Below are 17,509 nucleotides of genomic sequence, written 5' to 3' on the forward strand. Positions count from 1 at the left end.
ACGAAGTTGGGTTTTTATTTTTTGAATTTTAAATATTTTACTGTAGATGCCACTGTATGGACTTTTTTGATAATTGGAATAAATGCTTAAAAAACGATTTTTCACAACACCTACCCATTATAGTAATAAGATTTTTAGACAAAATATCAAAAATTTTTATTTTTTAAATCAAAAAAATGAACAAGAATTATCTTGTTCATTTGTGTTTTTGATATTTATTAATTTAAATGATAAACTTCTAGCGATTTCTAATTTTAAATCAGAATTTGTTTATTGATGCTGAGTAAAGAGGAACCCTCGCTGATTTTTTAACAATAAAATCAGTCCCAGGATTTTTTGTATACAAAGTGCTTTTTGTATCATTAACAGCATTTTCAGGGTTTAAAAATGTATCTGTTGGTGGAGGGGTTGGGGAGTTTTGAGGAAGAGCAACTATACTACGAACTATTACTGGTTGTCCACCGCTAACTGGAGGAAATGAAACAGAACCAAGAGCTTCATCTGAAGTAGTTGGTAATTTCGAAGTGGTTGGGTTTGTATTTTCTGAAAAAATTGTCCCTGTATTAGCCGAAACAATTGAATATACTCTAGCTAGTTGCTCAGGACTAGGAATAAAATTAGTAACTCCTCCATTATAGCTATCACCAATTGTTTTAAGGAAATTCCGATCTTCTAAATTAAATAAGTTATTATTTTTTATCTGATCATAAAAATCTATAATTTTAGCCCCAATTATTCTTCGATTAGGTAAATATAAAGAGTTTTCTAATCATGAATTATAAATATAAACTTTTCTGGTAACTGGATTATAGTCAATATTGAATTTGTATAAATTCATATTAACTCCTGAAGGAAGGTTGTTTTTATCAATTTCCCATCAATTAGCATTTCCACGATAAATATCAGAGCTTGGATCATGAATTTTATTATCATTTACTTGAGGAGAATAAGTTGTCCCTGCAGTTGTCCCATTAGGAACATATCCAGTTAAAAATCCACCTTGAATTTGTAAAAAGGCAAATCCTTTTTCTTGATCAAGAGGAAAAATACGTAAGTATTCATCATCTTTAGTGGTTGAAAGTTGTGTATTAAAGGTAACTGCAATACTTTCTTGATTTTGAATGTCAAAAGCATAATTAGTATGTGAATTTCGATTATCTTTATTTAAAAATGCACTAATCCGATTTGATATACCACCACCAATTGAAGAAACATTACTAAATTCTGAATTAGTTGGTGAACTAATAAAATTATTGTAATTATTATTTTCTTTAATAATTCCTGAACCATCAATTATTGAATTTGAATCATTAAATCCAAAGATTGCTTTTTTCATTAAATTATAAGTTTTTAAAATGACTTGATTTTTAAGATTAGTATCGTTAGCATTTGTTGACTGAGCTATATTTCATCCAGCTTCATCAACATCTAAAACAGCAAATCTTTGTGAATATCCGATTCCATCACTGCTACTAGTAGCTGATTTACTTGGATCAAAAAAGATACTGCTATTTCCATCTGGAATTTGGGCTATATCAACAGTTTTAAAAGTCATTACTACTTCTTTAGACACTTCTATTTTACCTACATTAGCTGCATTAGAATCATAAACATAGACTAATTTAGCTTTTAATGAACGACGATCAACATCTTGTTGTCGTGGATCATCAACATTCATAAATCAATTATTTGGATCGTATTTTTCAATGTACACTTTAAAAGTTACAGGAGAAAAAATTGATTTAACATCACTATCAACTTGAATGTCTTTTTTAGTGAAAGCAAACTGCTTAAACATATCCAAAAAGTTATCGTTATTATCAATTCGAACTCGGTTAGTTTGTCTTGGATTATTTACAACACTTAACCTTTGAATTTCACTAAAGTTTTGCTCGAAAGTTCTTCTAGTATATTCATCTTTAGCAATAATTACTTTAAATTTTTGATCAAATTGACTTTTATTTCTAAGATCATCATTAGCAGTAGCTTCTAAAGGATTAGTTCTATTTGGATTAACATTTAAAGAACTAAATAATTTCTCTTTTCGACCTTGATCATTAATTCAATCTTTATTAGTATATAAAGCACTTAAAGCATCAAAAATAACATTACCATTATTACTATTTTCGGTTAAATTATTAAAAGTATTGTTATCTAAAGTTAGTTCATTAATATTAACTATTTTTTGGTTTAGAGTTGCTTTAAAAGTTTGATATTCATTTTTAATTTCATCAGTTTCAGACTGATTTTTGTCATATGAATGTGATGCTATATATAAATCAGCAAAAATATCTTTAAGGGGGTTATTTTCTACTGCTGCTCGAGCTAATTTTCTTGCTTGGTTTTGGAAAGCGACAAATTTTTTATTTAATGAATCTACTTTAACTGCAAATAATGAAAGTGAAGTAGCATCGTTTTTATCAATAATTGTTCCATAAAAATCATTAACGTTCTTAAATTCGCTTTTTAAAAGATTGTATTGAGTTTCTAAAGTCGATAAATCATTATATAGGTAATGATTTTGATTTTTACCAGCAATATGATTTTGAAGCGGATCTAAAATTTCAAATAATTTTACATAAAATCCTGGCAATCCTGCCCCTGCTTGAGTTGATTTAGGATTAAATTTATGTTTAAAAGAGTCTTTAACATGAGTTGCAAAAGTAGAAATAATATTATCAGCATTGGAAGTTATAACTGCAATCATTGTATTAATTTTATTTACATAATTTGCAGAACTATTAAGGTCTTGAGCCAATGCGGTAGTAATTAAATTATTTAAATTTACCAGTGGAGCATACTCTGCACCACTAACACCAGCTCCATTACGAACATCAACATGAGTTGCGTCAAAATCATTAAAATAATCAATCATTGAGTTTTGAATTGTTTGCACTTCATGCTTTGCTTTGGTATATAAATCAAAAATTTGATCATTTAACACTGATTTAGCGTTTTTAATTAAAATATTAGCTTCTGAATAGGAGATATTATCTATATCATTACTTGCATTTTGTAAATTAGTAATTGCAGCTTCTAAAAAATTTCGAACATATGGATCAGCAAGCATATTTTTGTTAAAAGTACTTGCATTTTGATCAACATAATCCTTAACTTGATTATCTAAAATAAGTTGACGATCTATCTGATTCTTTTTAGCAGTAACTAAGTTAGTAATTTGATCATTAAGAGCATTAAATAAATTAACCTTATCTTCTTCACTATTGTTATTGTCACTAAGTGCTGTAGTGGGATTATTTTGTTGATTATTAATTGTTGCTTTTAAAACGTTAAATTTACTTTGAACATCAGCATCATCTAAATCTTGATCTTCAAGACTCAAAAAAGCATTTGCATCATTTAAAACTTTTTTGAGATTAATTGAGTTTTCTAAAACGTATTTAATAAGATTATTTTTAGCACTAGCAGGTTCATTTTGACCTACATCAGATACATCTCTAAAGTATTTATTAAATAAATCTCTAGGAACTGAATTTACATCATTATATTCGTTGTTAAAAGCATCAAGCTTAGCTTGAATTGGAGTTTTTTGATTTTGATCAAGTGTTTTATCATTGTCAAGTAAATTTTTAACAATTTGATATTTTGATCATAAAGTAAGTCTAAAGAATTGGTCTTCAAGTTCCATTGTAACACTTGCAATTGAATCATTTCCTGTAGCAGACATTTTATTTGAATCATCATAGTAACTTTTAACTTTATTAAGTAATTCTTGAGCTTTGGTTTTTTCAGCAATAACTTTATTATCAGTAGAAATAATTTGGTTATTTAAATTAGCTAATTCAAAAGCTTTTTGAGCTAATGTTTTAAGAACATCAAAATTATTTCCAACAATCTCTACTTTTGCACGAGTTTGATTTAAATCTCCGCTTTCATCCGGGCTAGTGGTAAAGCTAATTTGAGAATTATTTTCTTGCTCTAATTGAGTTAAAAATGCTAATAAAGAGTCTTTGAAATCATTATGAACTACAGCAGTAAAATCTTTTGCTTTAAGAGCTTGAATTTTTGCATCAGTAGTTTCACGATAGGCATTTTTAGTTTGGATTTTTTGATGTTCAGTAGTTATTTCTTGAACAATTTTTTCACTTAATTGGGTATATTGCTCAAGAGTTAAAGTATTTGTTGAAGAAAGGTCAAATAAATCATTAACATTGTAAGTATTTCCGGCTTGTTTTCCTAAAACTGAAGTTGGATTAGCAACATTTGTTGGAATGGCATCTCATACAAGTTGTAATAATGAATTAGCATCGGTTATTTTAGATGCACTTGACTGATTTAATCAGTTATTAACTGTTGTTAAAACAGTATTAGCAGCATCGATAATATTTTTAAATTGAGTTGCTTTATCTTTTAAAAGAGTGATTTTTTCTACCGCAACTTGTGAATAATCTTCATTTTGAGCTGTAGTTTCAAAGGATCTTAAATAATTATTTAAATCATTTAACTTATCAATACCGCTTTGATTTCCAATGCTACGCAAGTTAAATGCATTGTCATTAACAATTTCACGAATTTCTTCAAGTTTACCTGCAAGTAAATCTGCTTGAAGAATTTTTTTATGACTAAAGCTAATTTTGTCTTTTAATGTATTGTAAAAGTTATTATTATCTTGATCATTTTCGATAAAGAAACTATTTCTTGCTTCAACAATAAATCCAGCTAAAGAAACAGAATAATACTTTACAAGAGCTAAGTTATCGTTAGTTAAATTATGAATTGCTTCATTTGCTTCACCAGCTGCTTGCGAAAGATCTGCAATTGCTGAAACTTCTTGTTTAATTTTATTAACTCGGTTAATAATAGGAATTAATTGATCTTTAATGATTGCGTCCCGAGTTTGTCGCTTAATTTCATCAACTCAAGACTCTAATTTTTCTGGAGCTCCAGTATCAAAATTAACTCCACCTCCATCGTTAAAAGTTTTAACAATTCCAAATGGACCTTTGGTATTATCGGTATTTTCCAAAGTAAATTCAATAAGTAAGCGAATTTTATCAATGTCAAATTCTCTAAATAAAACATCTCTAAGTTGAGAGTATTTCTCTTTTAAATCATTGTAATTAGTATATGAAGCTGGAAGAGTTGAATTAATTGCTTGAGAAACTATATCCGAAGTAAGTTGATGAATATGGATAAGATCGGTAATATCAGCATTAATTAAGCTTTCGATATAATCAATAGCGTTTTTTTGAAAATTAAATAATTCAAAGAAATCTTTAATTTTTTCATTAATAGTTTTTAAATCATCTAAAGATAAATTATCTTTAGCTATTTCTAGTTTCATTAATGAATCAAAAGTTGCCCGCTCAGCTAAAACTTCGCTTTTTGTACCTTTGTAAAATGTAGTAGTATCAACAAAAGTTTCAGACCCAGCAAAGGTTTCAATGTCTTTAAGTTTATTTAAAGCAAGATCTTTTTGATAAGCAATTTGTAAAGCTAATGATTGGTTGTTAATATCTTCAGTATTAACATTTTCTCTTTGATCTTCAGCTTTTGCTTGATTGTAATTTTTTTTAGCAACTAAGTAATAATTATTAAATGTATAAGAAGGGTTGCTTTGACGCATTTTTAGTGCTTCATTATCTAAACGTTTAACTTGATCATCAACCCCTTTAATTGCCTCGTTAAAAGCTTCCATTAAGGTTTCTTTTTGACGTTTAAAAGAAGCAATTTTAGCACTTAATTGCACTTTTTTAGCATTAATTTGTTCAACGGTTAAATTATTATTAAAATTAATTTCATTATTTTCAGAAGTAGCTAAAGTAATATCGTGTTTTAATTGAGTATAGATTTTTCAATTAGCATCATCAGTTAAAATAGTTGGTAATAAATTATAAACATCCAAAAACTCTTTTTTGGTATTAATTGTGGTTTGAGCTTTAAGTAAGGTTTGAGTTTTTCGTTCAATTACTTCATCACTATCGCTAGATAATAATTCGTTTCTAAATAATAAACTATCAATAAATTGTGCAAGTGATAAAGTTGTACCAACATTATATTGATTATAAGAATCAAGCAATTGCGAAGAAACATTAGCAAGAGCAAGTAGTTTTTCCATTTTAGTTGAAGCTTCAAGTGCCTTTTCATACTCAAGCTCACTTTTTTTCACAAGTGCATAATTATTAATTCGTTCTAAAGAGGTTTTATAACGAGAATTTGCTTCGGTAGTTTGGGTTTTTACCGTAGCTTGAATAAGTTCATTAATTGTTTCGATTTTATCTTGTTCATAAGCAAGTAAAATCTCATTTCCTCGTAAGAAAAGTTGTAATTTTTCATTTTCAAAAGCTTCTAAATTTGGAATATTATTGGGGTCGTTTAACCTTGCAACTAAATCATCAGAAATAACAATTTGCTCTTTTCCATTTTTAATTGCTTGAATGGTTCGAGTTTTGCTATATTGATCTGAAGATTTTTGCTCAATAATTTCTAATAATCTTTTTTTATTAAGTTCTAATTCAAAAAGCACTGGAGCTATTTCAATTAGTTTTTTGGCAAGATCAATTGCTTGATTACTTTTTTGTTGATTTGAAACATCTTCTGTTTCTTTTATAAGATCCCTTAGCCGATCATTTAATGCACTTGAACCTGCACTAGTATTATCTGGATTAGATTTATCATTAATAATCTTTTTCAAATCATTAATTTTTTTCTCAAGTAATTCCTTAGTATCAACTTCGTTTAAATCTTTAAGAGCTTTATTGAGTTGATTAATTAAATCTTGAACTTGCTCATTGGTAGCATTTGGATTGGTAAAAAGGCCATCAAGTTGAGATCGAATTTTTTCAATTGCTTCAACATAAGGTTTTAGCTCATTAGCATTTTCGCTCTCTAATTTTCGCTTAATTGTATCTAAAATTTCTTTATCCAGATTAGAAATTTCTCTAAATTTATCAGCTGTATCAATAATGTTTTGTAACTTTTGCTTAATTTCTTCAAGTTCTTTTTCAATTTCTGGAGTACCATTACCCTCATTAACTAGTTTTCTCAATTCATCAAGACGTTTTTTAAGATCATTATATAAGTCAATCCGTTGTTGCTCATTTTTTGTAGGAATATATTTCGGATCACGACCTGAAAACACTACAGTTAAATAATCATCAGCAAATTCTGAGATGATTTCAGTTTGACTTTGTTTATTTGCATTAATTAAGTTTTGAATTTTAAAGTTATATGCTTTAATGTTTTCGATTAAAATTACTGTAGGAACTGGATTAAAATCTTCAGTCATTGGAAGAGCAATTGCTTCAAGGTCTTTTGCTTGGTCAATAACATCTTTGTTAATTGGATTATCAACATGTCTTAAAAGGTTTAATTGCTCATTTGCTTTTAAAATTAGTTGTTTTAAGTAACCTTTTAAAATCAAGCGAAATTCTTCATTAAGCTTATTTTTAACTTCTGTTAAAAATGTTGATGAGACATCATTTGAATAGGTTTTAACTACTTGATTGTGTAATTCTTTGAGTTTGTTTAAAATATCTTCATTTGCAAATGAAAGGTTTTTAACAAAAGTGCTTTGAGATTCAATAAGTTTTAATTCATTATTTAAATATTTAAGTAAATCCAATTCTTTAATTTGAGTATTATAAAAGCTAAAAAATTCACTAGCAAGTTGTTTATTTGGAAGCTTTTTATTAAAAATTGTATCAATTTGAGAATTAATAATAATTGCTTTGCTTTGTAAAATTAAATTATCTTTAACTGATAAAGAAACTTTATTTTTTAAATCATTGAGTAATTCGTTAACAAATTTTAGTGAGTAAAATTCGCTAAAAAGTTCTGATTTTTGTGTAATTAAGTTATTTTTATCATTAATTAAAAGAGTTTTTTCAATTAAATTGGTAACTAGCTTTTTATTAAAATCTAGTGAATCATCAAATTTATCAACATAATCATTTAATTCACCAATAACTTGCTTAATTTCTGAAACACTTTTGCTTGAATCAGAAATTTGTTCATAAAAAGTTACTAAATTATTTCTAATTAAGTTAATATCAGCTGCAGTTTGAGCAATATTTAAATTAATTTTTGTTGAAGCAAGAAAATTTTTCACATTTGCTTTTTGCTTATTATTATATGCAACATTTTCAGTATATGGTTCAATTAATTTTAAATATTCATTGATTTCATTAATCTCAACTTGATTTTTTTCTAATATTTCTTGCAGTGATGCAACTTTATTTGTTGTATCTTGAGAAGCGATTTGGACTTCATTTAAATGAATATTGTTATCAATAATACGAGAATAAAGCGGAACAAGTGATGAAGATACTTCTTTTTTAAGTCCATCAAAGACAATTGCGTCAATTTTCTTTGAAGTTCCTTCAAGTAAATTGATAAATGGACTTAAAATTTCATTTTGTGCAACTACTAATTTAGAAATTTCTTGAGCAATATTTTTTAAATAATTTTGTTTTTGTTCATTAGTAGAGTTATAAAGGACTTCGAAAAATTTAAATGAATAATCTTCTTTAAGTTGAGTTAGTTGATTTTGTAAATCCGATTCACGAATTCGAGCTTCTTGATTATCTAAAATTTTCTTTCAAAAAATTGTAGGTTCTTGCTCTTTGAAATCAACTTTATCAAGATTATTAATATAAAAATCAAAAACTTTTGCTTGAACTCCATCAAGCAGAGTGAGTTTTTCTTGAAGTTTTTTATCAGGACTATTTCATTGATTTTTAGCTTCAGAATAAAGTGAAAGAATATCATTTTTTTCTTGATTGCTAATGCTAAAGTAAGGAGAATAAAGTTTAAAAAGATTTTCTCCTTCAAGTAAGTTTTGATATACGTTATTGTTTTTGACTGCTTCATTTGAGTGAATGCTAAAAAGAGTTGCACCTAAAGCTACTGCAAGGGGAGCAGTTACTGAAGAAGCAATAACGAAGCTTTTCTTTGTTTGTTTTTTAGGCATAAATGCTCCTTAATGTAGTTTAAATTGAATTTCAAAACGTCCTGTTACTGTATTAATTGCTTGATAAAAATCAGGATATCCAATTCCACCTTTTCCTGAATTGGTATTATCTAATTCAATTAAGTTATCTGTTCCTCATAATCCTGATTTTGTTAAATCAGTAAAAGTTAAACCGACTAAATCACGGTACTTAATTTTATTCATTACATGTGAATAAAATTCCTGAGTTTGAATAACGGTATTTGAACCGGGCACTCCTCATTGAACTTTTCCTACAGCACTAGGTTTAAAGAAATATGCATATCTTAATTTATCATTTGTCCCTAGTGAAACGGGTTCACTTAAATCTAATTTATCATAACTAAAGCGGTTTAAAATTTGTCATGAAAGCACTAATAAGGCGTCTTCTCCAGCTACGTTTCTTACCGGAATTCCAATAACAAGTGGAAGAAATGCTAAGTTTTTAAATTGATCAATACTTGTTGGCTGACCTTGACCTTGATCTGGTGTTAAGTATTGATATTTATCCCTTCAATTATGGGTCATATTATCACTATCAGCAAGAATTCCTCTTTGATACTCTAAATTATTTTTTTGATATAAAAGATCCTCATCTGAAGCCACATATGGTGTTAAAGTTTTTCAATAAATGGTATCTCCAACTTGAGTATATCCTTTATATTGACCTCCTAATTTAACTTTAACCCTAAAATCTGGTCCGCTAGCAAAGCTAGATACTCTATCGGTTCCAAAAAGTGGTTCATCAACTTTTTCTACAAAGAAATCGTTATTACTTTGATCTTTACGAGCTTTTAAAGATGAATATTTTACAAAGGCACTTGATAGGTGATATGGTGCTTGTAAATTGTTTCATCCTGCATCTGAAACCCTGAAAAGTGGAGCATTTAAACTATTTTCATTTTGAATATTTCCAGCTTGAATAATAAAGCGATCTAAGGTTTTAAAATTAATTCCGACATTTTCAAATTTAACCCCAAAATCTTCAATGCTAGCAAAAGCACTATTTGTATCATTTAATTGAGAAGGTTTTTTAAATTTAAAATATAAATTAATATACCCTCTACGAATTGTGCTATCATTTGTTGGTTTTTGAGTTATATATTGAGTTACTTGATTATTTTGAGCTTTTTCTTTGTAAGCATAAACTTCTACATTATCTTGATTAAAAGTAAAACTATCGTTTTTTAAAACATTAAATTTTTCAAACAATCCACCAATAAATGAATTTACATTTGTTCGAAGAAACTGTTGATTAAGTAATTTTGCATCATAATCAGTTTGATTAATTCTAATAGTAGTTTCTAGAACATTTTGGCCTTGAATATAATCTTCAAAATTCTTAATAAAAGTTGAATCTTTCGGAAGAATATCAGCATAATTTAAAATTCCACTTGATACTTCTCCTAAATATTCAAAAAATAAATCAGTGTTATTAGAATCAGTCATTCAATCATATAAAATAGAAGCTTTAGAAAATCCTTTAGTTATAGCATCATGAATGTCTAAATCACTTGAAGTTGCTTTATTTAGGTTAGCAACTAAAGTTTCTGCTTGCGTAGCTGGGGTTGCGATTTTGTTATATTCATCCTTAACTACTGCAAATCGGTCATTTACTCCAGTAACATTTAATTGACTTGGATCGGCAATATATTTTAATAAATTATCTAAATTAGCTCTTCCATCATAATTATTTTCACCAACAATAAATTTATGCAAGATGCTCTTTAAATTAATATTATCAGTAGGACTATCTCCAAATACAAAGCTATTAAGATTTTCTTTTGCAATAGCTAATTTAGTTGCTAATTCCTTGTATTTATTAAAGAAATTATTTCTTGGATTAGTATACATTGTTGGGGTTTCTTGTTCAAATGTTAACCCTTGTTCATTAATTCCAATTTGCAGTTGTGTATGTAAATTTGGATCAATATCAGTTGTTATTGTTCTTTTAAATGTTGAACTTTTAGTTTGAATTTCACTTAATTTGCCAAATAATTGAAGTGCATATCCAACACTTTGAGTACCCTTATCAACAAGCAACTGTTCATTAATATCCTTAAATTGACTAAAAGTTAATCCTAGCAAAGGAACTGAAGTAATTGAAATTAAATTTTGAAAATAATCTAAAAATTCTGATCCAACATCATGAAGTTGTTCAACTACTAAATTTGGAACAGTTTGTGCTTCTTTTAATCACGCTCGAATGGCATCATCACCATCACTAATATGATCAGAGCTTTCTTTAGCCTTTTTATATGAACTATCAACTGATGTTGGATTTAGTTTTTCCATTAAACCTGTAACCACATTTTCATCTATTCCAGTAACTTTTAAAATAAATTCTTTTTTAGCATTATCAGTAGTAGCGTTAGTAAATAAATTTGTATATGGTTGAATTTTTTCTTTATATGATTTGTAACGATATGCTTCTCATTTATACACTGCAAGAACTTGCTCATAATATTTATCATTTGCTTGCGAATATTTAGTATTTAACTGAACAAGTTTTTCAGGAGTAGCTATGTCAATATCTTGAATTGCTTCAAGTGCAATTGCTTCGTAATCATCTATTATAGGACTTTGTTTTTGACCTTGGGTTGCATTATTATATGCACCAGTCATAAATTTTTTCAAAGCTAAATTTCTTTTATAAACTTGCTCAATTTTTTCTTTTTCAGCATGGAAAATTAAGTCTAAAATTCCATCATTAGAGTTAAAAATTTGCGAAGCTGCTTGCACTTTAGCAACTTCATCATGATTCATTGTATTTAAAATACTTGTTGCCTGAGCTATTTTGGATTCTAAAGTTACTGCTTGAGCATTTGTGCTTGCATATAAATCTCGAATATTTTGTGGTTCATAATCTTGATTTTGTGCTTTTTGAGCATTATATGAATCTAAATATTCTTGTGCTTTCTGAATTTTACTTTGCAATTCTATGGAATTTAAGAAAGCTACATTAAATGATTGCGGATTTGAACTAAGTACATAGGTTTGCAATAAACGTTTGTATTCTTCTTCGTTTTCTAAATTAGTATTTCCATTAAGTAAAGTAAAGGGCATATTTATAATAGCTCTAAGTGGAGCTTTAGCTTGGTCACTTAAATACTCACCTTGATTTGGATCAGTGTTAAAGTTATTAAGCTTTTCTAAAGCTTGAGCTACTTCTGTTGCTAAATTTAAACGCTCAACATAAGTTTTTAACAAGAAAATATTATTATCAAGTTTTACTTGATCTTTTTCGGTGTAATAATATCCTTCTCCTTTAGTTATTTCTGCTTCTAATTTAGCAAGTGATTGCATAACATTTTGGTTTTGTTGCACATTTTGTGGGGCATTGGTAATTAAATCTTTTGCTGCTTTTGCTTTTGCAATTAATTCAGCAATCATTTTATATTTATCAAAGAAAAAGTTTGTTTCAGATACTGCTTGAATAGCCTGATTAATTTCAGAATTGCTGGTGGCATTTTGAATACTTGTTGCTTGAATGTGGAAAAAGTCATCGCCTTTATCTTGTAATTGCTGATACATTGTATCAACAGAACCATTTTGATCGGTAATTTTTTCAATTTGCTCAACTTTAATTCCTTTTGGATCAGAACCTTGAGCCTGTTTATAAATTAAATCAAGGGCTTGTTTTCTATCTAAATATAACTGATAATTAATCTTAAAGTTATCCGATAATTTTGGATACAATTCATTGTCAATATTAGAAGCATTTTTGGTTGTATCCGGAATGCTTTCTAAAATATCATCAGCTAATTTATTTGCATCATCTTCAAATCCATAAGTAGTAGATTCTCCGGTTTTATAGGTAAAACTTGTATAATCACTATCATCTTTAACACTTGTTTGAGTGATGATTTTTTCTTGATGAAGAGTAATTAGTTTTTCCAGTGAAGCTAGTGTTTGGGTAATTGTAAAAAGTTTACTTTGAGTAATTGGTTCGGTGTTTAAATTATTAAGAAGAAAATCATAGTAAGCTTCCATTTTTTGTCTACCATCTTCTCCGGTTCCTTTAGTACCGGTTCCATCTGGATAATTAGTTGGAATTTGATCTTTTGCTTGCTCAACTTGTGCATAAACTTCAGAGAATTTTTCTAATAAAACACCTTTTTCTTCAAGTTCTTGATCCTTAGTAATAATTTCTTGGATACTCAATTCAAAGTAATTATCTTTAAAAGAGTCATAAATACTTTGAATTGAATTAGCAATACTCACTTTTCCTGCTTCTGGAGCATCTAAATTTGCTCTAACTAAATACTTTGCTTGATAAGCTCTTCTTGCAAGTTTAGATAAAGAATCTTCCTTCTCTAGTAATTGGTAAAACTTATTATTTGCATCAATAATGGTGTTTTTATTAGTTGCATTATTGGTTTGATTAATTAACTCATCGATTTTATTATTAAATTGTGTTTCAAAATTTGGATCATATGAATCACCTCTAACTAAGTCAGCTATGAAACTAGATCTTGCTACTGCAATTGTCGGAACTTGTATTCGTTTAAGATTTCCTAAAGTACTAACTTCAACATAAGCAGAACGAATTTCATTTTGTAAAACAATCATTGAAGTAGTGCTGAAATTATATAAAGTTGATACATCAGCATTTTCGTAAACATTAGTATTTAAAAGTTTCGTAAATAAAATATTATTAGGATTTTGAGTTTGAAGCAGTTTAAATTCTTTTTGTGTGCTTTCTGGGTAAATAGTATCTAAAGAGCGAAAAGTATCATTTAATACAGTCGCTAGGTTATCTAAATAAGCGATTTTAGCAATATCACCATTAATTTTGATAACATCTTCTGAAGAAGTGTAGCTTTGAGCAGTATCATTAATTGCATTAATTCAATTATTAAGAATATCTCTTCATTTATTTGAGTAAGCATTTTTTAACTCAGTTGAATGGTGATTAAAATAAAATGTATCATTATTAATTTTATTTTTAAGAGCTTCAACTCTTTTAATTAATAAATCTTTAATAAAAGCTAGTGGTAACTCATCAAATTTAGCTCTTAAAGCTTTAATTGTTGTGGTTTTTTTACCATTTGCATTAGTTGCGTTGACTAAATTATCAAATTCATCAAAAACTGCATCAAGTTTGGCATGAATACGAAGATTAATTTTTTCTGCACGAGAGTCATACTTAGAAAGTTGAGAATTTTTTTCATTGAGAGTATCTTGATATTGTTTTTGAATTTCATTTTTAAGTTTTTCTTGATTATTTGCATAGAAAACAATTTCATCTCTAAGTAAAGCTAATTTTGTTTTATTAGCATAAAAATCTTGTAATTGTGCAGTAAATGAACGAATTTGTTTTTCTCATTTATTAATTGCATCATCAAAAATAGCTTGATTGGCTTCATTACTTCCATAAACAGTTTTTAAATTTGTCAAAGCACTTTCAACTTTCATTCGAGTCTCTACTTTTGCTAATTCTTCATTTAAAATGGAAGTTTTTGAATCAATAACAAAACTACTATCATCTAAATTAACCAGTGTATTTTGGGGCTGATTTGCTCCAACTAATGGAGGAATGCCAATAATTGATTCTAGCAATTTTTGATATGAAAGGGGAAATTGAGTTTGATCAATGGTTGCTAATTTTTGACCACTTTTTTCAAGAGCAATCACTAAATATTTGTATTTAGATAATTTATTAGTAAGCTCATTAATTTGATCGCTTGTTTTATCATTTTGAGCAATTAACTCATCTGTTTTTACATTTAAGCTTTCAATTGAATTATTAATTTCTTGGTATGGAGATGTATTTAAAAGAGCATTATTAGTAATTTTATGAGCTTGAAGTTCATCGTTAATTTTTCTTAAAAATGCCACTGAAATAGCAAGAGAAAGATTATTGGTTTGAGTTTTAATTTTCTCGATTTTATCTTCTATTTCATTACGATTAAAAGGTGCTTTAAAAGCACTTACTAAATAAGCATCAATTTCATTATTAAGGGTTTTTGAATTAGCATATTCTTGATCTGGTTTAAAAGTACCAAAATCTAAAAACTCAGTATCTTTAACTAATGCTTTAAGAGAATTATTGTTAGCTTCAAGATCTTTAAATGATGAAACAACACTAATTAAGTGATTAATTTCTGTATGAACTTTTTCACGCTCTTCATTACTTAAATTTGGATTACTTAGTTGTTTTGAGTAATCTTTAAGTTTATCGATTAAATTTTCTTGAGTTTGGGTTTTTTTACCATTAGTTTCATAAGGAGCAAAAACATTGTTAATTTCTTCAAATTTCTTGTCTAAATCTTTAGTTGATTGATATGAAGCTTGCTTTTGTTTATAATCTTTAATCGCATCTTCAAGCTTAGTTAAAATATCAGAAACATCCTTTGTTTGTGGAGCTTTATTAAGAGATTCAAAAGCTGCATCTTGAAGTTGTTTAATTAGCAATGCTTCTTTTTCTAAGGCTACTTGTTCAGCGGTTCTTCCTTTTGAAGATTCAAGGGCAGTATTTCCGTTTGCAACTGCTACTTCAAGATCTTTAAAGTTTTGGGCATTATTTTGTAAATTTTGTAATTGTTCTCGAATATCAAAAAGTTTTTTACTTTTATCTTTTTCAGTTAATTCAGGATTAGGATCTAGCGAAAGAATTTCAGCTTGTTTTTTAAGATCATCAGCATGTTCAAGTAATTTTCTTCCAAATGGTGATTTTAAAATTTGCTCTGGGCCACCAAAAACTTTCTCAATTTGCGACCTAACTTGAGAGTGTTTAAACAAGGTTTTTTGCAACTCTCCGTTAACATTGGCACGCTGAAGCTCTTTTTTATACTCACCAATTAAAAACTGCAAATCATCTCTAATTGCTGTTGAAGAAGGTTCAATTAATGGTTTGGATTTTGAATTTAAATCTTTAAGACGTTGTTTAATTTCTTCAGCAACAAGACTTTCTCCGCTTAATAGTGATACTGTAGTGTTGTATAAATTTCTCAATTCATCCCGATTAGAGTTTCTTAAATCATTGCTTAAAATTCTTAATCCATCATTTAAATCCTTAAGTGCTGAAGCTCCATCAACTAACTCATTAATTTTAGAATTAATCTTTACTAAAGCATTTTTATCAACCTCAAATCCTTTATCAAGCGATAATTTTACTTGTTCTCGAAGTGTTTTAAGGGAGCTTTTAAAAGTAGTGTTTAATAAGTTGTTATCATAAATGCGATTATAAAGATTATTTAGCTTTTCTAAATAATCGTTAATATTGTTATGTTTTTCTTTAACAATTTCGCTTAATTGTGTATTAAAACTATTAGCCTCATCTGAACTAATATTTAAATTGGTTAAATACTCGGTGATTTTTTCTTTAATTTTCTTAATTAAATTTTCAATATTATCAATTGCAGTTTTTAAATTAGTTGCTGCTGAAATGTTATTAAAAATATTTTGTGGGTGTTGACTAAAATCTTTTTTAATTAACTCAACTTGAGCAGTAACTAAAGATTTTAAATTTGTATTAACATCAAGACTTTCCAAATCTTGAATTTTTTGATTTAGTATTTGTGAGTTTTGAAGATTATTTTCGTCTTGAATTTTGGTGATAGTATCAAGCTGATTATTAACTAAATCATTTAAATAAAGTATTTCTTGAGCTTTTGTTATTGCTAATTTTGGCGAAGGACTTAATGCGAGTTTTTTATAATTATCAATGCGAGTTAAAAAATCTCTTTTGACTTGTTCTTTAACTTTAAGCAAGTCAATTTCTTTTCTAATATGAATAACATTATCTAAGAAAGCTTTTAAGTTTTTATTTTCTGGGGCTTTGTTAATGCTAATAGACTTAATAACACTATCATAAACTTTCCCATATTCAAGAAGTGCATCTTTGGAATATCAACTTTGTCCTAACAAATTCAAAATCTCTTCAATAGCTGAGTCTAAAGTTGATTTTTGTTCTGCAGTTAAAGTTTCTGAATTGTTTTTAAGGATTTTATCATAATCAGTTCATACTTTAGTTTCAAGGGCAAATGAAAATTCATTTTGTTTCTTAATTAGCGGATCAATATCGTTAAAAAACTTATTAATAGCTGTATTACTTAAAGAAACTAATGCTTGATTTTTTACTTCCTTAGCAATATTTAAAAAATCAACTTCTTTAACTAGCTGATAATACTCATTAATTATTTTTTCTTGTTCGGTTTTTTCTTTAACAACACTGAGCATTGCTTTAAGACCAAGTTGCTTAAGAATATTACGTTGCTTAAGCATAATTGGAATACTTGAATCTTCATTAGATAAAAGTTGTCTTGCATAATCTATTTCACTAAAAAGATTTTTAATTTCATTGGTGTTATTTTGGTTATTTTCGGAAATAGATAGCGACTCTAAAGCTCTTTGATTTTTTTCAACTTCTTTTTTAAGTTCTAAGAAAAAATAAGTTTGATGGCGAGGAACTTTATAGCTACTATGTAATGATAACAATAACCCTGTTGTAAGTAACGCACCAGCACCAGTGACAGCAGAAACTACACCTAAAGCGGTGAGTGTTTTCCTCTTATTTTTCATATATATCTCCATTATTACTGTTTATAAGTTCAG

At 27.8% G+C, this 17,509-nt stretch carries 2 protein-coding genes; both read right to left on the reverse strand.

What is annotated here, in order from left to right; translation table 4 throughout:
• Positions 1 to 238 precede the first annotated feature (238 nt).
• On the reverse strand, positions 239 to 8,932 hold the full coding sequence (locus EXC58_RS02080; protein WP_129725390.1) for a coiled-coil domain-containing protein: 8,694 nt from the start codon (positions 8,930 to 8,932) through the stop codon (positions 239 to 241).
• A gap of 9 nt (positions 8,933 to 8,941) precedes the next feature.
• Positions 8,942 to 17,476 (reverse strand): coiled-coil domain-containing protein, encoded by an 8,535-nt coding sequence (locus EXC58_RS02085; protein ID WP_129725391.1) that lies wholly within the window; start codon positions 17,474 to 17,476, stop codon positions 8,942 to 8,944.
• Positions 17,477 to 17,509: the final 33 nt, after the last annotated feature.

Origin of the sequence: Mycoplasmopsis citelli (genome assembly GCF_900660645.1) — a bacterium.
Classification (GTDB): Bacteria; Bacillota_I; Bacilli_A; order Mycoplasmatales; family Metamycoplasmataceae; genus Mycoplasmopsis; species Mycoplasmopsis citelli.